Annotated in this window: 21 protein-coding genes; 8 read left to right on the top strand and 13 right to left on the bottom strand. The window is 42.1% G+C overall.

Going from position 1 to position 21,217, the window contains the following annotated elements; all coding sequences use genetic code 11:
• Positions 1 to 29: 29 nt before the first annotated feature.
• From accB to ACS8E3_RS08770, 4 genes are all read right to left on the bottom strand, one after another.
• A complete protein-coding gene (gene accB, locus ACS8E3_RS08785; RefSeq protein WP_439243314.1) occupies positions 30 to 458 on the bottom strand; it encodes an acetyl-CoA carboxylase biotin carboxyl carrier protein in 429 nt (142 codons plus the stop codon).
• A gap of 334 nt (positions 459 to 792) precedes the next feature.
• Positions 793 to 2,163 (bottom strand): MATE family efflux transporter, encoded by a 1,371-nt coding sequence (locus ACS8E3_RS08780; RefSeq protein ID WP_439243312.1) that lies wholly within the window; start codon positions 2,161 to 2,163, stop codon positions 793 to 795.
• 174 nt (positions 2,164 to 2,337) lie between these two features.
• Positions 2,338 to 3,387 (bottom strand): hypothetical protein, encoded by a 1,050-nt coding sequence (locus ACS8E3_RS08775; protein ID WP_439243310.1) that lies wholly within the window; start codon positions 3,385 to 3,387, stop codon positions 2,338 to 2,340.
• Between the two features lie 161 nt (positions 3,388 to 3,548).
• Positions 3,549 to 4,022 carry an EVE domain-containing protein gene (locus tag ACS8E3_RS08770; RefSeq protein ID WP_439243308.1) on the bottom strand — a complete coding sequence of 158 codons (474 nt, stop codon included), beginning with the start codon at positions 4,020 to 4,022 and terminating at the stop codon, positions 3,549 to 3,551.
• A gap of 258 nt (positions 4,023 to 4,280) precedes the next feature.
• Here ACS8E3_RS08770 and hemW point away from each other — a divergent pair, with 258 nt between their 5' ends.
• Entirely contained in the window at positions 4,281 to 5,561 is a 1,281-nt protein-coding gene (hemW, locus tag ACS8E3_RS08765) for a radical SAM family heme chaperone HemW (protein WP_439243465.1), read from the top strand.
• Between the two features lie 89 nt (positions 5,562 to 5,650).
• Here hemW and ACS8E3_RS08760 read toward each other — a convergent pair whose 3' ends face one another.
• On the bottom strand, positions 5,651 to 5,791 hold the full coding sequence (locus ACS8E3_RS08760) for an entericidin A/B family lipoprotein (protein WP_068408713.1): 141 nt from the start codon (positions 5,789 to 5,791) through the stop codon (positions 5,651 to 5,653).
• A gap of 373 nt (positions 5,792 to 6,164) precedes the next feature.
• On the opposite strand from ACS8E3_RS08760, the gene ACS8E3_RS08755 reads away from it, so the two are divergent.
• Positions 6,165 to 6,758, top strand: coding sequence for a tRNA (cytidine(34)-2'-O)-methyltransferase (locus ACS8E3_RS08755; protein WP_439243306.1), 594 nt, complete (start codon positions 6,165 to 6,167; stop codon positions 6,756 to 6,758).
• A gap of 49 nt (positions 6,759 to 6,807) precedes the next feature.
• Here the strand turns inward: ACS8E3_RS08755 and ACS8E3_RS08750 are convergent, their stop codons facing one another.
• The 5 genes from ACS8E3_RS08750 to ACS8E3_RS08730 all read right to left on the bottom strand — a co-directional run bounded on the left by ACS8E3_RS08750 (position 6,808) and on the right by ACS8E3_RS08730 (position 9,509).
• Positions 6,808 to 7,152 carry a TusE/DsrC/DsvC family sulfur relay protein gene (locus tag ACS8E3_RS08750; protein WP_439243304.1) on the bottom strand — a complete coding sequence of 115 codons (345 nt, stop codon included), beginning with the start codon at positions 7,150 to 7,152 and terminating at the stop codon, positions 6,808 to 6,810.
• Positions 7,149 to 7,478 carry a hypothetical protein gene (locus tag ACS8E3_RS08745; protein WP_439243302.1) on the bottom strand — a complete coding sequence of 110 codons (330 nt, stop codon included), beginning with the start codon at positions 7,476 to 7,478 and terminating at the stop codon, positions 7,149 to 7,151. The genes ACS8E3_RS08750 and ACS8E3_RS08745 overlap by 4 nt, the downstream gene beginning before the upstream one ends.
• Positions 7,479 to 7,581: 103 nt before the next feature.
• A complete protein-coding gene (locus ACS8E3_RS08740; RefSeq protein ID WP_439243301.1) occupies positions 7,582 to 7,905 on the bottom strand; it encodes a hypothetical protein in 324 nt (107 codons plus the stop codon).
• Positions 7,906 to 7,914: 9 nt separating this feature from the next.
• Positions 7,915 to 8,316 (bottom strand): sulfurtransferase complex subunit TusD, encoded by a 402-nt coding sequence (gene tusD / locus ACS8E3_RS08735; protein WP_439243299.1) that lies wholly within the window; start codon positions 8,314 to 8,316, stop codon positions 7,915 to 7,917.
• Between the two features lie 131 nt (positions 8,317 to 8,447).
• A complete protein-coding gene (locus ACS8E3_RS08730; RefSeq protein ID WP_439243297.1) occupies positions 8,448 to 9,509 on the bottom strand; it encodes an NADP-dependent oxidoreductase in 1,062 nt (353 codons plus the stop codon).
• A gap of 255 nt (positions 9,510 to 9,764) precedes the next feature.
• On the opposite strand from ACS8E3_RS08730, the gene glnE reads away from it, so the two are divergent.
• The 6 genes from glnE to ACS8E3_RS08700 all read left to right on the top strand — a co-directional run bounded on the left by glnE (position 9,765) and on the right by ACS8E3_RS08700 (position 18,101).
• Positions 9,765 to 12,644, top strand: coding sequence for a bifunctional [glutamate--ammonia ligase]-adenylyl-L-tyrosine phosphorylase/[glutamate--ammonia-ligase] adenylyltransferase (glnE, locus tag ACS8E3_RS08725; RefSeq protein ID WP_439243295.1), 2,880 nt, complete (start codon positions 9,765 to 9,767; stop codon positions 12,642 to 12,644).
• Between the two features lie 214 nt (positions 12,645 to 12,858).
• Positions 12,859 to 13,788, top strand: a complete 930-nt coding sequence (locus tag ACS8E3_RS08720) for a branched-chain amino acid transaminase (RefSeq protein ID WP_439243293.1) — start codon at positions 12,859 to 12,861, stop codon at positions 13,786 to 13,788.
• 115 nt (positions 13,789 to 13,903) lie between these two features.
• Positions 13,904 to 14,743 (top strand): glycosyl transferase, encoded by an 840-nt coding sequence (locus ACS8E3_RS08715; protein ID WP_439243291.1) that lies wholly within the window; start codon positions 13,904 to 13,906, stop codon positions 14,741 to 14,743.
• A gap of 310 nt (positions 14,744 to 15,053) precedes the next feature.
• A complete protein-coding gene (locus ACS8E3_RS08710; RefSeq protein WP_439243289.1) occupies positions 15,054 to 15,920 on the top strand; it encodes a glycosyltransferase in 867 nt (288 codons plus the stop codon).
• Between the two features lie 127 nt (positions 15,921 to 16,047).
• Positions 16,048 to 17,130 carry a glycosyltransferase gene (locus ACS8E3_RS08705; RefSeq protein ID WP_439243287.1) on the top strand — a complete coding sequence of 361 codons (1,083 nt, stop codon included), beginning with the start codon at positions 16,048 to 16,050 and terminating at the stop codon, positions 17,128 to 17,130.
• Between the two features lie 164 nt (positions 17,131 to 17,294).
• On the top strand, positions 17,295 to 18,101 hold the full coding sequence (locus ACS8E3_RS08700) for a glycosyltransferase family 25 protein (RefSeq protein ID WP_439243285.1): 807 nt from the start codon (positions 17,295 to 17,297) through the stop codon (positions 18,099 to 18,101).
• A gap of 29 nt (positions 18,102 to 18,130) precedes the next feature.
• Here the strand turns inward: ACS8E3_RS08700 and ACS8E3_RS08695 are convergent, their stop codons facing one another.
• The 3 genes from ACS8E3_RS08695 to ACS8E3_RS08685 form a co-directional block, all read right to left on the bottom strand.
• Complete coding sequence (locus ACS8E3_RS08695) at positions 18,131 to 18,898, bottom strand: hypothetical protein (protein WP_439243283.1); 768 nt, start codon at positions 18,896 to 18,898, stop codon at positions 18,131 to 18,133.
• An 81-nt stretch (positions 18,899 to 18,979) separates the two neighbouring features.
• Positions 18,980 to 19,867: a hypothetical protein gene (locus tag ACS8E3_RS08690; RefSeq protein ID WP_439243281.1), complete on the bottom strand. Its 888-nt coding sequence runs from the start codon at positions 19,865 to 19,867 to the stop codon at positions 18,980 to 18,982.
• An 83-nt stretch (positions 19,868 to 19,950) separates the two neighbouring features.
• A complete protein-coding gene (locus ACS8E3_RS08685) occupies positions 19,951 to 21,117 on the bottom strand; it encodes a nucleotide sugar dehydrogenase (protein WP_439243279.1) in 1,167 nt (388 codons plus the stop codon).
• Positions 21,118 to 21,217: the final 100 nt, after the last annotated feature.

Below are 21,217 nucleotides of genomic sequence, written 5' to 3'. Positions count from 1 at the left end.
AGACGTTCTAGAGTAGGGTAAGAGCCGTTTTAAGCTTTGTAGCGTATAACGGGTTGACCGAACTGCACTACTTCAGAGTTATCGACCAAAATCTCAGCGATAACGCCGCTTTGAGTGGCTTCTAAAGGGTTCATAATTTTCATGGCTTCGATAATACCTAAAGTATCACCTGCTTGAACCTGCTGACCAACTTTGACAAACGGCGGATCATTAGGGCTAGGAGCGGTATAAAACACCCCAACCATAGGGGAGGTCTCAACGCTACCGGCTTTGGCCGCAGGTTTAGTACTAGCGGCTGCAGGGGCTGCGCTAGCGGCTGGAGCGGCCATAACTGTTGGCGCTGGAGTATCATAGTGACGAGTCAGACTGATGTGTTCATCATCAGAGCTAACTTCTAAATTGACAAGCTCGTTTTCTTCCATGAGGGCGATTAGCGTGCGTATTTTTTCAATATCCATTTTTATCAGGGCCTTATACTTAGATTTAAAAATCGGGTTTAAAGAATCAGGTTCAAAATCGGGTTTAAAATTTTGTATTTATGGGGCTGGCAGTCAATAAGTATAGCGTTCAGTTTATCCATACTTAACGAATGACAGTGTAACAAAGTATTTAATCATTAATGACTCATGATACCTATCTTCGCCGCAATGAGCAATCAATGTACAGTTGTTAACTGAAAAATTTTACATATTATTGACGTAATGAGTAGCGCTAGCAATATAGGCTAGACGCTTTAGTATAATATCCGTTATATAAATCATCACTTGGCATAATATAAATAGCCAATAACGGTTATGGTGACCATGCTATAGCTAAGCGTTTTTGCTGATAGCGTAGACGAATAGTCAATAAGATAGAAGCCAAAAATAAACCCGTAATCAGAGCCATCCAAAATCCTTGCGCGCCAGTATCGGTATAGCGCACTAAATAAATACCGAGCGGTAACGCCACTATCCAATAGCAAAACAGCGTCACCCACATTGGTACAGTCGTATCTTGCATACCGCGTAAGATACCAGCGACATTGACCTGCCAGCCATCAAATAGCTGATAAGCTAAAGCAAATATTAATAAATGCATGGCTTGAGCGCGCACAGCTGGATTGTCAGTGAAAGCTGCGGCTAACTGGGGCCGGAACAGCCAAACGCCTAACATAGACGTCAGCGCAATCAACACCGTCCAAATAAGGCCAGTCACTTGTACGTGACGTAGAGCTAACAAGTTCTTTTCACCAAAGCGGTTAGAGATCATAATCGTCAGGGCCATAGCGACTGAAATAGGAATCATAAATAACTGAGAAGTGACGGCTAGTGCGACCTGATGCGAGGCCGTTGCCAACTCGCCAAGCGGGCTGATGACGAGCGCCCCTAAACTAAATAAACTGGCCTCAAAAAAAATAGAAACCCCAATCGGAATACCTAGCTTCAAAAGTTTTGCGATCTGAGCACGACTAGGCGCACTAAAAGCATAAAAAAAGCGAGTATTAGCGAACTGTGCTCGCTTAGTAAAAGCAGTATACACCGCCAGCAATAAGACATTTATCCAAAGGACCATAGCTGTCGCTACCCCGCAGCCGGCACCGCCCATCTCTGGCATACCGTATAGACCATGGATAAAAATATAATTCAGCGGAATATCAGCGAGTAGGCCGATGATACTAATGATAGTCACCGGTTCAGGCCGGCCTAAGGCTTCACAATAGCTACGAAGTACCGCATAGACGGCGAGCGCTGGAAAGCCAAAAGAGACGCCAAACAGATATTGCGACGCTATCGGCTGGATATTCTCAGGAACGCCCATTAAAGGCAGGATAACGGGCGCTACATTGACGATAATAAAACCAGCAATACCAATTGCCGCAGCTGTCCATAGAGACTGTTGAGTGATATTGGGCACGTCGCTATGCTTGTTTTGACCAACTGCTTCACCTATGAGTGGCGTTGTGGCAATCAAGATACCAGTAGCGAGTAAAAATAGTGGCAACCAAATACCAGAACCCACTGCCACTGCTGCTAAGTCAAGCGCAGACACTTGGCCTGCCATAATCGCATCTACTACGCCTAAGGCAGCTTGGCAAAACTGAGTAATTAAAATAGGGAGTGCTAGTACACCTAAACGTAGGCTATAGCTTTTGAAGTCTTTAAAAGATATTAGAGATAGCATAATTCGCAACTGATTGAAATAAAATAACCCATCAATCCAAGCGATGAATTGATGGGTCAAAAAAATAAGGATAAACCAGCGTTAAAGGCAGAATATCACCTCAACGCGAGTACAGTACTGATAATCAATGTACTTATATTAATGTACGTACATTATAGCGCTAACAGACATAAATTATAAGCTTTCAGGCAAATCTAAAACCAAAGCTTGGTATCCAAGTAGAGCGTTATTATCGTCAAAGGCTTGTACCACAAAAGCATAATTGGTCGAAACGCTTGGTATAACAGGAGCAAACTGCTGCTGATTACTACTTAATACAAGGTTGCGCACATAACCATTAGCGCCAGTCTCAGCCTTGTTGACATCTATTTGACTGACTAAGACGAGTTTAGTGCCGATAGGGTTTTGCCAAGTTAAGCGTTTTTGACTGCCCACACCGGTGACATCCAGCGCCATTTCAGCCTTAGTGTAGTCTAAAGCATAAGTGGTAAAATTAGAGCGGTCACTTAAAGTGTAAGTGACATTGCAATTGTCTTCACCGCTAGACAAGGTCTTGCCGCCCAAGCCATCTTGGTACTCAAAGCTACCGCGCCAAGGCATGCCTGCCTCATCTTCTTTAAAGCTACCGGCGAAAGTAGTGAGCAAATTGGGCGTCTCAATACCTAAGTCATTGACATATTTGATATCCAAAAACTCCAAAGTATCTAGACTACCAGTCACTTTACCCGCTATGTAGTTATCTACTTTTACCGCTGAATTAATACCCAAGCTATTGTTCTCTTGGCAGTATTGTTGCTGATAGCTAAAGCTCCCCTCGACGCTGCCTGCACCCGCTTTACTAATGTCGAAATACACTGCGCCGATATCGATATCATCGTTATCACCATCGCTTAGCTCGACAAAATGCCCAACATAGAGGCCGCCACGGCCACCTTCAGGAGTAAGTTTATCCAAGAATTTATCTAAAGTCTCAGAAGCGTTTTCGGGTAAGAAAACCGATTCTAATACTTCCGCCATACTTTTTTCTTCTGGGCTTAGTTTATCTTCGACTCGTTTATATTCCTCTTTGATACTGTCTTCGAGGCGATCGTATTCGTCATTGACTTGCTCTTCAATACGGTCGTACTCCTCTTTGACTTTGTCGCCATCGCTACCGCAGCCGCTGAGAATGATAGCGAGCAGACTTACTGTTAAGGTAGATAGAGCCAGTTTAGATAGAATCATATGGGGTTCCTAAAAGGTAGAGATGGGATAAATGAGAAGTTAGCAAACCAACGAAAATGATAAAGACAGCAGACTACAAGTCATATAATAACGAATAATAAGTTTTAAACCCTTTTTTATTTTCAACTAACTGTACCATTCGCTAGAATAGAGAGGGCTGTTTATAGTAGCTCTAAACTCTCAGCCATATCCATAATTGCTTGCCAGTGCTTAGGCTCAAGGGGTATGACAGTTAATTGCTCGCAGCCTTTTTTGAGTAATAATGAATCATCAAGTGCCGGTATAAACTTTAGCTCTGATAGTGGTAGTACTTCTTTAAGCGCTTGCTCAAATCTCAGATCGACCATATACCAACGCGGCTGTTCTTCGGTTGCTAGCGGATCGTAATGCCGATGCTCCGGATGAAACTGACTTGGGTCTGGATAACCGGCTTTGACCACGCTCATGATACCCGAAACACCAGAGGGTTTAGCGCTAGAGTGATAAAAAATCACTTGATCGCCGACTTGCATGTCATCACGCATAAAGTTGCGGGCGCGGTAATTGCGCACCCCGTCCCAGCATTCTGTACCCAAACGCTGTAGATCAGATATGCCGAAATATTTGGGATTAGATTTCATAAGCCAGTAAGCCATATACCATCCTAATTTGTACTAGTTTAATAAATATAGAGCTTAACTTTGCCTAAAATACTGAGTCATTAGTAGGCTTGTTTATTAAGGGTTTTGTTATCAACCCCCTTTTCTTTAAATGTTAGAGTGGTTATCCTAACGACAATTATATTTACAACTATAACCTGAAATCTAACTATGCCAGCATTTAAAACGGATAATCTTTTGACCGATAAATTACAGAGATCACAGACAGCTAATAGTGCCAAAAAGACCAATAGCATTAAAAAAACTAATAGCGCTAAAAATAATAGTATCGAAGTCAGGACTATTCCGCTTGCGCTCTACATTCATATTCCTTGGTGTGTGAAAAAATGCCCTTACTGCGATTTTAACTCGCATGAGTTGCCAGTAGATAGCCCGCTATCGATGTCTGAGACTTATGATGATTATGTCGATGCACTACTCGCCGATGCGCTATTGCAGCAGCCTTTAACCCAAGGTCGCAAGCTTAGTTCCATCTTTATCGGTGGCGGTACGCCTTCGCTATTACCTATTCCTCAGTATCAACGCTTATTCAAAGGTTTGCGTCATTATTTTGATTTCGCCGACGACATCGAAATCACTATGGAGGCCAATCCAGGGACGCTCGAGCACGCACCCTTTGCAGAGTATCTTCAAGTCGGTATCAACCGCTTGTCTATCGGCGTACAAAGCTTCAATGCCGAAAAACTGAACACTCTTGGCCGTATTCATGATCCGCAGCAAGCTATCACGGCTATTAAGGCGGCGCGCGAAGCGGGATTCAGACGGGTCAATGTCGATCTGATGCATGGGCTGCCACAGCAGGGGCTAGTTGAAGCGCTCCATGATATTCAGCTGGCGCATGATACAGGCGCTACTCATATCTCCTGGTATCAGCTAACTATCGAGCCAAATACGGTGTTCTATCGTGATCAGCCCGTTTTACCAGATGAGGATAATTTAGCTGATATTGAAGAGGCGGGAACCGCGTTATTACAAAGCTTGGGCTACAGCAATTATGAAGTGTCCGCTTGGGCAGGCAGGCTCGATACACCTTGTCGTCATAACCTCAACTATTGGCAGTTTGGCGACTATCTAGCGATTGGGGCAGGGGCGCATGGTAAGGTCAGTATTGAATCTGACAAGATTGATAAAAAAGAGGCTGCTCTATTCAGCGAAGCATTATCGATAGAAGCAGATATTTATCGCTTTAGTAAATCGCGTTTACCTAAAGATTATCTGAATTATAAACAACCAAAATACCAATCTTCCCAGCCGCTTAACGCTCCTAAGATGGTAGGTTGGCAGCCCATTGCCGATGATGAATTAGTTAGCGAGTTTATGCTCAATGCTCTAAGGTTACATGAGGGAGTAACGTGGCAGTTATTTGAAGCGCGTACAGGAATGAGCTATGAGGATGTCGCTGATTCGGTAGAATCATTAGTGGCTAAAGGCTTGTTAACTGAGTCTACTGAACAACTGCAGACGACAGCATTGGGTCGGCGCTATCTCAATCACATATTGCGAGCGTTCTTGTAGCGCCTGATAAGTAGAAATAAAGCTGCAGGCATAAAAAAGACTTATCAAATAAATGATAAGCCTTTTTAATATAAATCTACTTATTAAACTTAGATTTTATTTTGAACGTCTTGTGCGCCGCCAGTTACAGCATCACCAGCGCTTGACACATCTTGGCCAAGACCTTTAAAAGTGTTGCAACCAGTTAATACAAACATAGCAGTCAAAGATGCGATTACTAACTTTTTCATAATAATTTCCTCAAAATAGGTGGTTTATTTAAAATGATTTTAGAGTTTGGCGTCACGCTATTATAATTAACACTTTATTATAACTAACACTAGTGACAAAGCTATAAAACCATCTATCAAGATCAGGGAAAACAATAACTAACTCTACTAAAAGTTATCTATATTGCCTTGCTATCCGATAGAGCCATCATAGTAAAAGTTAAAATGCATGCAAAGTATCAAAGTGTAATTATTAGCCATAAACTGTAACTTTTGATTACGAGGCGGTTAAATGGTTTTACCTAATAGAGAGCTTGAAAGCCTTCTATTTGACTCTATTGTTCATAATAGTTACCAAGAATATAACTAAAAACCCTTTTTTAATGGAAATCTTATGACCATTCACATTGTGCTTGTCGCTCCAAAAATGCCAAGTAATACCGGTAATATTATTCGACTATGTGCCAATAGCGGCGCAGAGCTGCATTTAGTTAAGCCGTTAGGGTTTGAGCTTGAAGATAAGAAGCTACGTCGCGCCGGTCTTGATTATCATGAATATGCTCATCTACAAGTGCATGTGGATTGGGTGGCTGCTAAAAAGGCGCTGACGATGGCGGATTGTCATATTATCACCGCATTGACCACTAAGCTGAGTCATCCGCTTTATGATTATAATTTCGGTAGGGTAAACGATAGCCAGAAACAAGAGAATTTAGTCGAGGAGAGTTTACAGGCAAATAGCGCAAAGATACCTAATGTCGCTTTAGTCTTTGGCTCTGAGACCTCAGGGCTAGCAGATGATATACGAGAAGATATCGGCGCAGATAACTGGCTGAGACTACCGATGCTACCAGACTCGCGCAGCTTAAATTTAGCTAATAGTGTGGCGATATGTCTGTATGAAGTATGGCGTCAGCAGGGTTTTTATGGGGATACGGGTCGCAGTACTGGCTATGAGACTTTGAGCGTTTATGATCGCAAAGAATAACAGTCGTTAAGTTTATTAAGACATCATGAGTCAGTTGTTATAATCACTCTTATAAACAGTTCGGTGGCTTTGGCAGTCCGGCTAACCGATTGACATGACGAGCTACTAAACCGGTATTAAAGATCTGCTGCAACTTTTGATTGCTAATGTCATATTCAGGCAATGTTTTTTGTAGCCATTTGATCAAAGGACGAGTGGCAGGAGAGTGATTAAACTTATCAAAAAACTCGCGTACCTGTTGCAAGATTTGTAAATGCTCAGCGTTTAGAGTGACATCTAGAGTATCGGCGAGCTGCTGGGCGATTGCTGGCGTCCAGAGGGTGTGATCGCAAAGATGACCGTCTTGGTCTAGCGAAATACTGGCAATCAAGGAGGAGCTGTCAGTCTGAGTCATAAGGCAATGGTCACCACTTTATCGAACCGATGATCTTGTGTCAGCTTTACCCAGTCAGCATCGCCTAATACCGCATCAATCTTAGTTTGGAGAGTGAGTTTGGTTATCGTATTATCGTCAAGTTGCGAGATATCATCTGCTAAAGCGTAAAGGTTGGCGATGCCCTCTATTTGATTCTCTGTCAAGTAAGCGGTTAGCCAATCGATAAAAGCGACGGTGGTACCTAATAATATAAGGCTGTCTCCGCTGCGCCAAGTGAGGGCGAGCTGATCTGTACTGCGTCTAAGATTGTCCATCGTGCTATGCAATTGATATAAAGTAGCCATAAAAAGGGGTCCAAAAATAGAGCATTACAAGTGGGCTTAATGAAAGCAGTTTAACTCAAAGCGTCCAAACGTTTTTTGATAAAGATAAAATCTTACAAGCACCCTAGAAGCTCAAGATTTGCTGGAAGTCATCAGGGTTAATCACCTCAGGCACTAAGGTGAATTGACTGGCTAAGTCATTGGGCAGCATACCTGTCAGCCAGCCACTAAACACATCATCTGGCAACCAAGCAGGTGGCATATCATATAATTCAAGCGATTGAATCATACCATGCAAGCGTGCTTTGGGCTGCATCAATAAGCCAAATACTGGCGCATCTAAATACAGCTGCACCTCATGGCCAAAAGTCGCTAAGGTCAATGCTAGAGCGCAGCCTTCATAGCTTGCCATCTCAGTCGCTGTACGCAGTTGAATCAATAACTTCATAGTTAGTCCCTAAAACGTTATCAGGCGATTATCATCTTGCAGCATCATAGCCAGCTCACTTAGTCCTACTAGCGCAAAACGGTCAGCTAAATTATCACCAGTTAACTGATGACGAGCGCTGTTCTCACTATCACTGACACCGCGACTCAGCGCCGTACTGACGCAAACCGGCAAAGCTATGTCATGCTTGCGGGCTAGATCTTGCCATTCTTGAGTTAAATCGATCTGGTCGGCAGATTGCCAACGTAAGCGATTCGCTAGATGAGCGGCATCGGCATAAAAAAACAGCTGTAAGGCCGGATTCTTATTCTCATCAGGCTTATCAAGTAAAGCTTTTGCGTAACGCAGTGCTAAATGAGCTAACGGATGGCTAGGATCTTTGGTAATCAGTAGGGTGGTATTGGTAGTCATAAATTAAGTATCACAAAGTTATGCAGGCTATAAAATAAGGGCATAAAAGTAGCGCTAGCTTGTCACTAGACTATCCTAGTCGCACTATATAGCTTGTGTTTTTAAAGGAATATAAGAATTATAAATATGAATTATGACTCTAAATCAGCCACTTTGACCATTTGTTTACCGATATTGTCGCCCTCGAACAGCCCGATAAAGGCGGACGGAATATTTTCAAAACCTTCAACAAGATTTTCTCTATATTTTAATTGCCCGCTATTATACCACTCGCTGATTTGCTTTTTGGCGTCATCAAACTCATCGCTAAAATCAAAGACGACAAACCCTTCCATACGCGCGCTTTTCTTAATCAGGGTATGCATAGGTCGCGGTCCTTTTGGCGGATTGTCAGCATTATATTCGGCAATTTGACCACAGATAGCAATGCGCCCATGCCGGTTAATATTGGCAAAAACGGCGTCGAACAATTCGCCGCCAACGTTATCAAAGAACACATCAACACCGTCCGGGCAAGCCTCTTTAATCGCTGCTTGCATGTCTTCGGTTTGTTTATAGTTGATACCTTTGTCTAGGCCTAGCTCGCCTTCAAGATAGTCAATTTTTTCAGTAGAGCCTGCGATACCAACCACTTTGCAACCATTAATTTTGGCGATTTGAGCGGCCATGCTACCGACTGAGCCTGCTGCACCCGAGACGATAACGGTTTCACCTGCTTTGGGCAGGCCTATTTTTAGCATACCAAAGTAAGCGGCAAGCCCTGGCACACCAAGCATGCTGACAGCAGTGGAGATGGGCGCAAGATCTGGATCGACTTTTTCGATATCCTCTATATTGACGCTCTGATACCGCTGCCAAGCAAAGCGGCCATGGATGATATCGCCTGTTTTGAAGTCCTCATTATCGCTGCTGATGATTTGCGCCACCGTCCTACTGGTAATGGGCTGATCTAAGGCAAACTTATTGCCTGCGGCGTCATCATCCCCTTTGTCCATAAAGCCACGCATCCCCGGATCAACGGAGACATAAATACTTTTAATTAATACCTCAGCTTCCTTTCTTTCAGGCATATCAATATCATTGATTTTAAAAGTATCTCTGGTTGGAATGCCTTGCGGATGCTCCGCCAATACAATTTGCTGGTTTTGAGGTAGGTTATTTTTTATATTTGTATTATCAGTATTATTTTGCATTTTATGACACCTTTTTAATAAAGAAGAGGCTTCGGTGTTTTTTCGATCTGTTTTCAGACATAACCTTAGCTTTATGAGCCTCTATAACAAGCTTGTTTATGCTACCATAAAGCCGACAGATTCGAAGAGAGCTTGCGTTTTTTGTGGTAAATTTATGCTACAACGGCATGCTATATTGAAAAATATTTATTATCTTATAGCGCTTATTTTAGCTTTGAATCCATCACTACCTATGTCACTGGGGAAAATAGTTATATGCTATCCGCGTCATCAGAGATGTCCTCCACTATACCGAGCGTTGCAAGTTATCAGCCGACATCTGAGCAGCTGCAAGTCTTGCAAACCGCGAGTGAGTTTGCTTATCAGGTGTGGGAGAGTAGGACGATATCCTGTCAAACCTTTCTGCGTAGCTATCCTTTAGAGCAAACCTTAACGCGTCAACAAATTGACGATCTTATTCAAGATTATACCTTAGATGAGAATTATCAAACAGCCGATGAGCCCAAAGTCATGAGTGGTCTGCGTCATCTGCGTATGCTGCTGATGATGCGTTGGATCTGGCAAGATGCTCTTAGTATTATCTCGCTTGAACAGCTCACCGATGAGCTCTCTGAGTTTGCTGATGGCTGTATCTTATTCGCTAAAACGTACACTTATGAGCAATTGATTGTTAAGTATGGCAAACCTACCTTTGTTAATGATCAAGGTGAGCTAAAAACGGACGACATGGCTATTATGGCTATGGGGAAATTAGGCGCTCATGAGCTTAATTTGTCGAGTGATATCGATCTTATATTTGTGCATCAAGCCCGCGGCATGACCGATGGTGATAAGGCTAAAGGCACGCGCAGCATCGATAACAAGCGCTTTATGACGCGCTTAGGTCAAGGGATTATCAAGCTGCTTGATAATAATACCGCTGATGGTTTTGTCTTTCGGGTAGACATGCGTCTGCGCCCTTGGGGTGATGGGAGTGACCTGGCGATTCATCTGTCTGCACTGCAAAAATACTTTGCCCATCACGGCCGCGCTTGGGAGCGTTTTGCTTGGCTCAAAGCGCGAGTAGTCGGACAAGTATCACCAGCGTTTTATACGCAATTACAAGCCTTGATTAAGCCTTTTGTATTTCGATACTACGTAGATTATAGCGCTTTCTCAGCGCTGCGTGAAATGAAGTCGCTGATTCAAAATCAAGTGGCGCAGCGCGAGGATTTAGATAACATCAAGCTCGGTGCTGGCGGTATTCGAGATATTGAGTTTATCGTACAAGCCTTTCAGCTGATCTATGGTGGTCGCCATCCGCAGCTACAAGTCAAATCTTGCTTGCAAGCAATGCAAGCTTTGTGTGAGCTTGAGTATCTAGAACCGACTACCTATGAGCAGTTGCAAGCCGCCTATCGGTTTTTGCGGCGACTTGAGCACGGCATACAAGCGATTAATGATCAGCAAACGCAGCGCTTACCTCATGACGAGCATTGGCAACATAACCTAGCTATCACCTTAGGATTTGCAGATTGGTCAGCGCTACTAACGACGCTAAACGCTCATCGAGAAACCGTCAATGCTCCTTTTGAGCGAATGGTGACCGAACGGCAAATGCCTACTCAAGATGACAGCCTGCCGCAGCCAACCAATCTTGATGAACAACTCACGCAGCTAGATACGATACTAAGCGAAGAAAACCGAGTGCGATTGCAGGCTTTTTGGGATTCCAAAATGATAGCAAACTTAAGCGAAGAGGCGCGCGAGCGGCTAGATGATGCTTATCCTGTAGTTATTCACGCTTTGCTGTCCCATCAAGAGCAGCAGCAGTTGGCTAATAGTGCCTTGCCGCGATTAATTACTTTACTTGAAGCCATTAGTCGACGTTCTATTTATTTAGTGATGATTGCTGAAAACCCAAATGCTACCGTTGAGCTGATACCGATGTTATCGGCTAGTCCGTGGATTGCAGGGGAGCTGGCGCGCTATCCGGTGCTATTAGATACTTTTTTGCAGCAGCGCTATCGCCATCTACCAGACAAGCTTGAGCTACGAGATATCTTACGTCAGCGCCTGCTTCGCGTTGAGCCAAGTGATGAAGAGGAGCTGCTAAGCGTCTTGCGCTTATTCAAAAAAAACCAAGTATTAGCGGTAGCGGCCAGCGACGTATTGGCCGAAAGACCGATTATGAAAGTCTCAGACTCGCTAACTTACATTGCAGCTGTGGTGTTAGAAGCAGCACTTGAGCGCGCCTTTGCTGAGCTGGTTAAGCGCTACGGTTATCCAATAGCTCAAAATGGCGATCCGGTAACGGAAGCCGACTGCGGCTTTGCTATTATCGGCTATGGTAAGCTTGGCGGGCTTGAATTGTCTTATTCGTCTGATTTAGATTTGGTGTTTTTGCATAAGATAAAAGAACAAGGTATGACGACCGGTGAGAAGTCGGTGAGTGGCATGAAGTTTGCCGCGCGGCTTGCGCAAAAGCTCATGACCTATCTCAATACCCAAACCCGTGATGGGCGTGCTTATGAGATCGATATGCGCTTGCGGCCTTCAGGTAACGCGGGCATGATGATCGTTTCTTGCCATGCGTTTGAAACCTATCAGCGCGACAAGGCGTGGGCATGGGAACATCAAGCGTTAGTGCGGGCGCGAGCTATCTGCGGGGATAAGCGCGTGACCGCACGATTTGTTGAGATACGCCGCGAAGTGTTATCGCTACCGCGCACCCTTGATGAAGTACGCTTGGAGGTGACGCGAATGCGCCTAAAAATGCAGCGCCATCTTGGGACGAGTCGCCAAAAGAAGAAAGCGGGTAAATTTGATTTAAAGCAAGATGCGGGTGGCATCGTTGATATCGAGTTTTTAGCGCAGTTTGCGGTGCTAGCCTATGCGCATGACTATCCAAGCTTGACCAAGTGGAGCGACAATGTGCGTATTTTTGAGGAGATGGCGGAGCTTGGTATTTGGGAGCAAGCAGTCTGTCAAGATTTGACTGATGCCTATTTGCGCATCCGCGCCGCGACTCATCAATTAGCGCTCGCTGAACAGTCCTTGCTAGTAGATGAGTCGCTTTGGCTTGAAACTCGGGCGCTTGTACAGAACCAATGGCAACGCTTGATGGGAGTAACCCATAGCGACGACAAGTCATAACAATAATAAGTGATAACCATAAAATGTTAACCAAAAACATCATGGATATTAGATTTCAACAGACCCTAATGTCCCATAAACAAAAGCTATCGGCTGCTAAAATAAAAAGTTTTATTCGCTAAGGCCGCCGGTGATATAATCAGCTCAATTTGCACTTAAAACATTTACTTTTACAAAAAAAGTTAGTCACTCGTACTAACATAAGGACTCTGACATGAATATGGCAACACAAGATGGCAAGCTTTGGATGAACGGCACGATGATCGACCAACCTAATGCTAAAGTCCACGTACTAACACACAGCCTGCATTATGGTATCGCCGTATTTGAAGGGGTTCGTGCTTATCAGACTGCTGATAATCGCACCGCGATCTTTCGTCTCCAAGACCATACTGAGCGCTTATTAGGCTCAGCGAAGATTTTCCAGCTAGAAGTGCCTTTTGATCAAGCGACTCTAGAGCAAGCGCATAAAGATGTGGTCAAACAAAACAAACTAGCTGAGGCTTATATCCGCCCACTCATTTGGGTTGGAGCCGAAAAGCTAGGACTCTCTGCTCATACTAATAGCGTCAATGCGATGGTCGCCGCTTGGCATTGGGGTGCTTACTTGGGCGAGGAAGGTATCCAAAATGGCATCCGCGTCAAAACCTCGTCGTATACCCATCACTTGCCTAATGTCACTATGTGTAAGGCTAAAGCCGCTAGTAACTATCCGGTCTCTATCATGGCGAACCGCGAAGTGACGCGTAATGGCTACGATGAAGCGATACTGATGGACTCGCAAGGTTATGTCTGCCAGGGCTCAGGTGAGAATCTGTTCTTGGTCAAAAACGGCGAGCTGCATACGCCAGATTTAGCTGGCGGCGCGCTTGACGGTATTACGCGCCGGACTATTATCCAGTTTGCTGCGGATTTAGGCATTAAAGTTACTGAGCGCCGTATTACTCGCGATGAGTTCTATCTAGCTGATGAGATCTTTATGACCGGCACGGCAGCAGAGGTAACCCCAATACGAGAATACGATGATCGTATCATCGGTAATGGTGGACGCGGCGAGATCACTGAAAAGCTGCAAACTCTCTATTTCGATGTGGTACACGGCCGCAATGAGCAGTATATGGATTGGCTCGATTTTATTGATTAATGTATTAAGTCCTAACTTAGTGCGAGTATAAAAGGCTGAAGCTAAGGGTTCAGCCTTTTTTTTATGTTAAAATACTCAGCACATTAATTACTTACAATAATAGTGAGCCTTTTTCATGTTTAAAAAAGATAAAAATAAAGATAGCAATAATGACGTTAAACAAATTATCTGTATCAAATGGGGTAGCAAATACGGTGCAGATTATGCCAATAAGCTCTATGGCATGGTATCGCGCAATATTACTCCGCCGTTTCGTTTTGTCTGCTTTACTGATGATACCACCGATTTGCGTCCTGAGATTGAATGTCAAGAATTGCCGCCTTTAGATATTACTATGCCGACTAATACTTTGGGTAAATGGCCAAAGTCGCGGCTTTGGGGCGAGACGTTAGGCGACATTACTGGCACAGTACTTTTTTTGGATTTGGATGTTGTGATTGTAGATAGTCTCGACCCTTTCTTCGAATATGGTAAGCCTGACGATGTCGTTTTGTCATACAATCCGAGTAACCCATTAGAGCGCTTAGGACAGACCTCTTGTTTTCGCTTTCAAGTAGGGTCATTAGTATCTCTTCAAGATAAGTTCAAAGCTGATCCGCAAGGTATTGCCGATAAGTATCGTTTCGAGCAGCGCTTTGTGACGCGCAATGTACCAGGTGGTGTAAAACTGTTTCCTAAAGCATGGGTTGCCCATTTTAGACGCAAGTGCCGTCAGCCTTTTCCATTGAACTATGTCAAAGTGCCTAAAGTTCCAAAAGGGGCGCGAATTATCATATTTCCGGGTGGGCTATATCCCACCAATGCTATCGATGGCAGATACGATAAAAAATCCGCTAATAATATCAAAGATCATTTGAAAAACCTAAAACAACCTAAAAACTTAAAACATCCTCTACGTCATCTGCGTCATTTTATCTTGCCCGTAGATTGGGTTGAAAAACACTGGAGAGAGTAGCCGTAAAGTCTGGTTAGCTTTAGGGGATTTTTATTGACGGTAGTCTCATCTAATAGTAGCTATCAATACCAAATGAAAGGTGCTATTAAATGCAATAGCGACACTATACCATGACGTGGAACTGAATTAATTTTTGCTTACGTACTGCGCCTACATTGATAGAGGCTGCAAAAAACCAACCCAGTCCCGCTCAATTGTCTGTGCAATGGATTGATGATATTGCTAAATAATAAAGCTTATTATTTGAAGTTTCAAATAAGTGTAAAAGTTATAAAAATACAGAAACCTTTTATGACCAGTAGGTAAAAATATGAAAAACAATGCTGCTATTAAAATATTCGTCGGCTGTGATCCTAACAACTCTGATTTAGAACAGATGATGGTGCTGGATTACAGTATCCATAAACATACCGATACGCCTGTAGAGATCATCTGGATGCAACTATCTCGTGATCCTAAAAGTTTTTGGTACTCAAATCCGAAGACCGGTGAGGGCTGGAATACGGTCAAATGGGCTACGCCCTTCTCAGGATTTCGCTGGGCGATTCCAGAGTACTGTAACTTTAAGGGTCGTGCTATCTATATGGATGCCGATATGGTGGTCTTAGATGATCTAGAAGCTCTGTGGAACCATCCTATCGAAGGGCAGTCGATTGTAGCGGCTAAAACCAAAGCGGATATGACTCGTTTATGTACCTGTGTTTGGGACTGCAATAAAGCTGAAGGTACGCTATTGCCGGTTGATCAGCTTAAAGCAGATGAAAACAGTCATGAAAAGATGATGCAACTCATTGACCAACAACCTCAGCTGATCGAGCCTTATCAAGATAGCTATAACTGTGTCGATGGTGAGGATTTAGCTATAGCAGATATTAAAATACTGCACTATTCAGATATGGGTACCCAGTTCAGTCATAAGTACTCGATACCAAGAATCGAAAAAGAAGGCAGTAAGCATTGGTTTGATGGTAAAATTATGCCGCATCCAAGACCTGAGCTTAGCGACTTATTTGATCAATATTATCAAGAATCCTTGCAAGCGGGCTACAAGCTTGATGATTACCGAATAGAGCCGTTTGGCAGCTTTCCTAAAAAGACTCATAAGCGCTATAAAGGCAATAAAATTACTCGTCCAAAAGCAATAAAGACAGTATTTTCACGATTATTTAAGCGCTAACAGAATGGCGGTATCAATAATGCGCTCAATCAGTATTAGCATATGAGAGATTCAAAATATAAGAAGGGTATAAGTGTCTTTGTTTTCTAAAATGTAGGCGTCTTGACACATCAATAGGTTAGTTTTTATGAGTCAAAATAGCAAAATCGCAGTACTTGTCATCAGTTGTTTACAAGGAGGCGGGGCAGAACGCGTTGTATTAACTTTAGGGCAGGGATTCTATGAATTGGGCTATACGGTTCATATTGTACGGTTTAAACCTTTAGTAGAATATAAGCTAAATCCGAACCTTAATTATCATTTGCTCAGATATAAGCCTTATAAGCTGATATTGGGCGAGACGCGTCGCAATAAAATTTTTTCTCGTGCGCTTGATAGCTATATTTCCAATAACATCGGCAAACCCGATATCATTTTATCTAATCTTGAGCGCGCCGATAGCGTGCTCAGTCATAGCAAGCTTGATAATATCATTTATGTCATTCATAACACTTTATCGCTGTCGAATCAGTTTGAGCAAGTCAAAAACAGAGATAAACTAAAAACACAATTGATCGATATATACTCCAAGCATCCTTGTGTGTGTGTCAGTCATGGAGTCAAAGAGGATTTTATAGCCAATATCGGTAAAGTCAGTTCAATAACTGCTATCCATAATCCAATCGATAGCGACTATATTCAACGTATGGCAGAGACGTTCGTGCCTGAGTATCACAACTACATTATCCATGTGGGCAGCTTTAAGCGCGCCAAGCGCCATGATGTATTACTAAAGGCTTACGCGCAAACCGATCAAGCTATGCCTTTGTTATTGCTCGGTCAAGGAAAATACAAAAAAGAGATGGAGCGGCTGGCTGTAGAGCTCAATATACAAGACAAAGTCGTATTTCTAGGTTTTCAAGATAATCCTTTCCCCTTTATCAAACATGCTCAATTTAAAATATTGACCTCTGACTGGGAGGGTTTTGCCTTAGTCATTGCTGAGTCTTTAGCGCTAGGGACGCCTGTTATCAGTACAGACTGTCCGTCTGGACCGAGCGAGCTTTTGCCAGAAGATAACTTGATGCCTATGAATGATATCGACGCTATCGCTGACAAACTCAAGCAAGCTATGACAGATCCGCAGCAGTTTGACGCGCCATTTGATGAAGCGTTGTTACCGGTTGGTATCGCTCAGAAATATTTAGAATTTGCTAAAGACGTTTTTTAGTGTAAGGTCTGTTGAAAATTCTAAAATGAGCACTTTTGATAGCTACCCCTTGACCAAAGTGATGGTCATTTTTCACGCGCATTAGTTAATTTAGATTATAAGTGTCGCTAGCTTAAGTCTATGACAGATCAAATCTATTTTAATTATGTGTTTTTAAGGATTTTATGAAAAAGCTTATTATCAGTCTAGAAAATGCACATGATAGAAGGCAGCATATAAAAGAGCAGTTTGAAAGTAACCATATTTCTTATGAGTTTTTTGATGCAGTTAAAGCTACTGAGATTGAAGCTGTGGCAAAAAAACTAAATATTGTCATCACTAATACGCAATTAGGAAAAAATGAAATCGCTTGTTTTTTGAGTCACGCTAGTATTTGGCAGTTCGCTGTAGACAATAACTATCCTTATGTCTGTATTTTTGAGGATGATGTTTATCTCGGTGAAGATTCAGAGTTTTATCTAAATAATATTTTACAATGGAAGCCGGATGATGCTCATATCTTGAAGCTTGAAGTCTATAATAATGCGATTAAAGTCAACGGACGTTGTAAAAGCTTAAATATTGGTAATAGGAAGTTTGTAAAATTGGCAACTAAGCATACAGGTTGTGCAGGGTATATCATCACCCTTGAAACCGCGCATATTTTACTCGACATAGTTAGGAGTAATAAAGAACTAATTCCTGTTGATCATATTGTTTTTGGTGATTTTTTATATAACTATGAGGCTAATATATATCAAATGGTACCTGCAATCTGTATTCAAAGCCAAAATCACAATTGCTCCAAACCATTAATTAGCTATCTTGAGACTGAGAGAAACAATAGGTATGGTGTGCCTAAAAAAAACAAAAAGCTTGTACAAAAAGTTGTAAGAGAAGGTAAGCGATTAATTAAACAACCTAACAATACTATTGAAAAAATAAATCTTAGATTTAAAGGTATCAAAGAGCTGAGACTCACCTTTAAATAGAATAGACCGATAAATATTAAACGCTGTTATTAATGGTTCTGATCCTCCCACCAAATGCTACTATCGCTATGCAACGATTTTGCTAAAGCAAATGCAGTATCCAAGTATTGTAGTCGATCAAATATACTAAGAAGGATTTGACTGGCCAAAGGATCGATTTTCGTAAAATTCTTATAGCGTCTTCGCATATTATTTAGCGTATCGTCATTACCTATTCTAAAGTATGTTAACCCATCATATAGTGATTGATCACGCTCTATAAATTTCTGTTTTTGAACAGGATTTATTATCTTTAGCGAACCATCATCATATAAAAACTCCTGAGTTTCATAAACTTTTAGGGTGTTTATTAAGGTCGCGGCGTTCATTAAAATAGCACTACGAGTCGGGTCTGGTGAGTGGTCAACAAACGTATCAGTAGCCGATATAATCCAGCGTAGAGAAAGGTTTTTTAGTAAATAATCCGTTTCTGTAACCCATAAAGTTTCAAAGTCAGCGAAAGTCTCAGTTACTTTATAGCCTCTACGCAATAATATAGTCAGCGTTGCATGGTAAAAGCATAGCTCCGATTGACCAATAAACTGATGTTTTATATTCTCTAAATGAGCCGTCAGATCTTTGGTACGTGGTTTATAAGTGAGCATTTTAGGATCACACATTGCCTCGCTAATAATTGTGGCTTTCATCTCTTCAATACTTTTATCATTAAAAGTCTTTACAATAGCGCCTGCGCCAAGGCGTTTTTCACTTTTGAAAATTAAAATAGCTTTTCTTTTTAAAGCGTTCATCTTTGTCATGTTTTTGACCTAAAGGCTAAGTTAGGAAGGAGTATATATTTAATTTCTATTTTATAGCGTTTTAAAAGTTAAACTGATAAATTAGTTATCAGTCTTGATAATGGTGGTCATTAAGTCTTTAGAAACAGGGGAATGGTTGTATACGGCTACACCATGGTCTTTATAAATGCGAGCTAATAAGTTAAAAGAAGGAATAATACGAGTACTGACCGCTTTTTCTAGTTTAGAAGGCGCGTTATCCTCCTTACTCTCATAAAATCTTGGCTGATTGCTGTTAATTAGGTCAATACCATATAGATGAATAGAACCTGCCCCTTTTGAAAAAGCCAATTGCGCGGCGACATAAGCGACCGTTCCAGCTTCGACAAACCCATCAGTAATATCCAGTGACACACCGATGGGCTGAGCTGTCTGTTGGTTTTCTATCACAAAATTGGGATGATCAGAAAAATGAGTGAGCGGAAATTTTGTCTTTTTTGGTTTAGTCGCTCGCGCAAATAGTTTTTGCAGACTATTTTTTGATTTTGTCTTTGTTATAAGTAACTCTGATTGGGTTAAAGGCCTATCGACAGCAAAGATGATTCTAATAGAGTCATGATATTGCTCTATGAGTTTAGGATGATAGCGAGCAATCGCTTTTAACACATTTATGGTGATATATAGCGGCTGACCGGTATAAGTGTTTTTGAGCAGGCTTAGCTGATGTTTTATAAATCTCTCATCACTAATAACATAGCCAACAACCTGACTAAAGGGATGTATATCTAATAGGCTGAGGCTACCATTGACAAAAATACTTGCCGCATTTAGTACGGACGGTTTAAAGTCAATATCAGAGATTGAGGGTCCAGAAGCGAAAATATTTACAGACTGACCATCGAGATTTTGCTTAGCTTCACGACTATTGAAAGTTTTTATCGTAATGATACGTGCGTTTATGGCAATATCGATACTATTTACAAAATCCATGTTATGACATCCATATTTTACGTCTACTTGATACTAGTTCTTTCACCATTAGGTCTTCAGCTTAATACTTAACAGTTTAGTATTCAATCACTACCAAATAAGTCCCGCGTAAATACTTTATCTGCCACATCTTTTATCTCTTCGGATAGTCTGTTGGCTACGATCACATCGCTGATGGCTTTGAATTCTTCTAAGTCTTTTATCACTTTTGAGTTAAAAAACTCGTCATCTTCAAGTACTGGCTCATACACGACAACTTCGATACCTTTCGCCTTGATGCGCTTCATAATGCCTTGAATAGCAGAGGCTCTAAAATTATCCGAGCCACTTTTCATGACCAGACGATGCACGCCAACCACTTTAGGTTTTTTCTCGATAATTTTATCAGCGATAAAGTCTTTTCGTGTTCTATTAGAATCCACAATTGCTCTGATTAGATTACTTGGCACTTCATGGTAATTGGCTAAGAGTTGCTTGGTATCTTTGGGTAGACAATAGCCACCGTAACCAAACGAGGGGTTGTTGTAGTGCGTGCCGATACGAGGATCTAAACCAACGCCTTCAATTATCTGCTTAGTGGACAACCCAAACGTCTGCGCGTAAGTATCTAGCTCATTAAAGTAAGCCACGCGCATAGCTAGATAAGTATTAGAAAATAGTTTGATAGCCTCAGCTTCTGTCGATTCAGTGAACAGCAGCGGTACATCCTTTTTTATCGCGCCTTGTAATAATAAGTTAGCAAACTGCTGTGCGCGCTCTGATTGCTCTCCAACGATGATTCTGGAAGGGTAGAGATTATCATGCAGCGCTTGGCCTTCTCGTAAGAACTCAGGAGAGAAGATAATATTATCGGTGTCATAGCGCTCTCTTACGCTCAAGGTATAACCAACTGGTACTGTTGATTTGATAATAATAAGCGCTTGGGTGTTGGCGGATAAGACCTCTGTAAGCACGGCTTCTACCGTTGAGGTATTAAAATAATTGGTCTCGCTATCATAATCCGTTGGTGTGGCTATGATAACAAAATCAGCATCTTTATAAGCGTGCTTGGCGTCAAGAGTGGCGGTAAAGTTGAGGGCTTTATTGAGCAAAAAGTTATCAATATCTTTATCTTCAATAGGTGACTGTTTAGCATTTAGCAGGTTTATTTTTTCAGCCACCACGTCGACGGCCACGACTTGATTATGCTGCGCGAGGAGCATGGCGTTTGATAGACCTACGTAGCCGGTACCTACAACGGCAATTTTCATAACAAATCCAAGTGGTTTAGAGCAAAGTGGTGTCGCATAGGGTCATACAAAATAGAGCGGTGAACCTATAGGAAAGAAAGCTGAGGTAACAATCTAAAAT

The sequence above is a fragment of the Psychrobacter sp. 2Y5 genome (genome assembly GCF_051847375.1).
GTDB lineage: Bacteria > Pseudomonadota > Gammaproteobacteria > Pseudomonadales > Moraxellaceae > Psychrobacter.
This window is presented reverse-complemented; position numbering and strand designations above follow the sequence as displayed.

Coding starts and splice junctions, on each gene's coding strand:
- accB (WP_439243314.1), bottom strand. CDS start 458: ATGGATATTGAAAAAATACGCACGCTAATCGCCCTCATGGAAGAAAAC.
- ACS8E3_RS08780 (WP_439243312.1), bottom strand. CDS start 2,163: ATGCTATCTCTAATATCTTTTAAAGACTTCAAAAGCTATAGCCTACGT.
- ACS8E3_RS08775 (WP_439243310.1), bottom strand. CDS start 3,387: ATGATTCTATCTAAACTGGCTCTATCTACCTTAACAGTAAGTCTGCTC.
- ACS8E3_RS08770 (WP_439243308.1), bottom strand. CDS start 4,022: ATGGCTTACTGGCTTATGAAATCTAATCCCAAATATTTCGGCATATCT.
- ACS8E3_RS08760 (WP_068408713.1), bottom strand. CDS start 5,791: ATGAAAAAGTTAGTAATCGCATCTTTGACTGCTATGTTTGTATTAACT.
- ACS8E3_RS08755 (WP_439243306.1), top strand. CDS start 6,165: ATGACCATTCACATTGTGCTTGTCGCTCCAAAAATGCCAAGTAATACC.
- ACS8E3_RS08750 (WP_439243304.1), bottom strand. CDS start 7,152: ATGACTCAGACTGACAGCTCCTCCTTGATTGCCAGTATTTCGCTAGAC.
- ACS8E3_RS08745 (WP_439243302.1), bottom strand. CDS start 7,478: ATGGCTACTTTATATCAATTGCATAGCACGATGGACAATCTTAGACGC.
- ACS8E3_RS08740 (WP_439243301.1), bottom strand. CDS start 7,905: ATGAAGTTATTGATTCAACTGCGTACAGCGACTGAGATGGCAAGCTAT.
- tusD (WP_439243299.1), bottom strand. CDS start 8,316: ATGACTACCAATACCACCCTACTGATTACCAAAGATCCTAGCCATCCG.
- ACS8E3_RS08730 (WP_439243297.1), bottom strand. CDS start 9,509: ATGCAAAATAATACTGATAATACAAATATAAAAAATAACCTACCTCAA.
- glnE (WP_439243295.1), top strand. CDS start 9,765: ATGCTATCCGCGTCATCAGAGATGTCCTCCACTATACCGAGCGTTGCA.
- ACS8E3_RS08720 (WP_439243293.1), top strand. CDS start 12,859: ATGAATATGGCAACACAAGATGGCAAGCTTTGGATGAACGGCACGATG.
- ACS8E3_RS08715 (WP_439243291.1), top strand. CDS start 13,904: ATGTTTAAAAAAGATAAAAATAAAGATAGCAATAATGACGTTAAACAA.
- ACS8E3_RS08710 (WP_439243289.1), top strand. CDS start 15,054: ATGAAAAACAATGCTGCTATTAAAATATTCGTCGGCTGTGATCCTAAC.
- ACS8E3_RS08705 (WP_439243287.1), top strand. CDS start 16,048: ATGAGTCAAAATAGCAAAATCGCAGTACTTGTCATCAGTTGTTTACAA.
- ACS8E3_RS08700 (WP_439243285.1), top strand. CDS start 17,295: ATGAAAAAGCTTATTATCAGTCTAGAAAATGCACATGATAGAAGGCAG.
- ACS8E3_RS08695 (WP_439243283.1), bottom strand. CDS start 18,898: ATGACAAAGATGAACGCTTTAAAAAGAAAAGCTATTTTAATTTTCAAA.
- ACS8E3_RS08690 (WP_439243281.1), bottom strand. CDS start 19,867: ATGGATTTTGTAAATAGTATCGATATTGCCATAAACGCACGTATCATT.
- ACS8E3_RS08685 (WP_439243279.1), bottom strand. CDS start 21,117: ATGAAAATTGCCGTTGTAGGTACCGGCTACGTAGGTCTATCAAACGCC.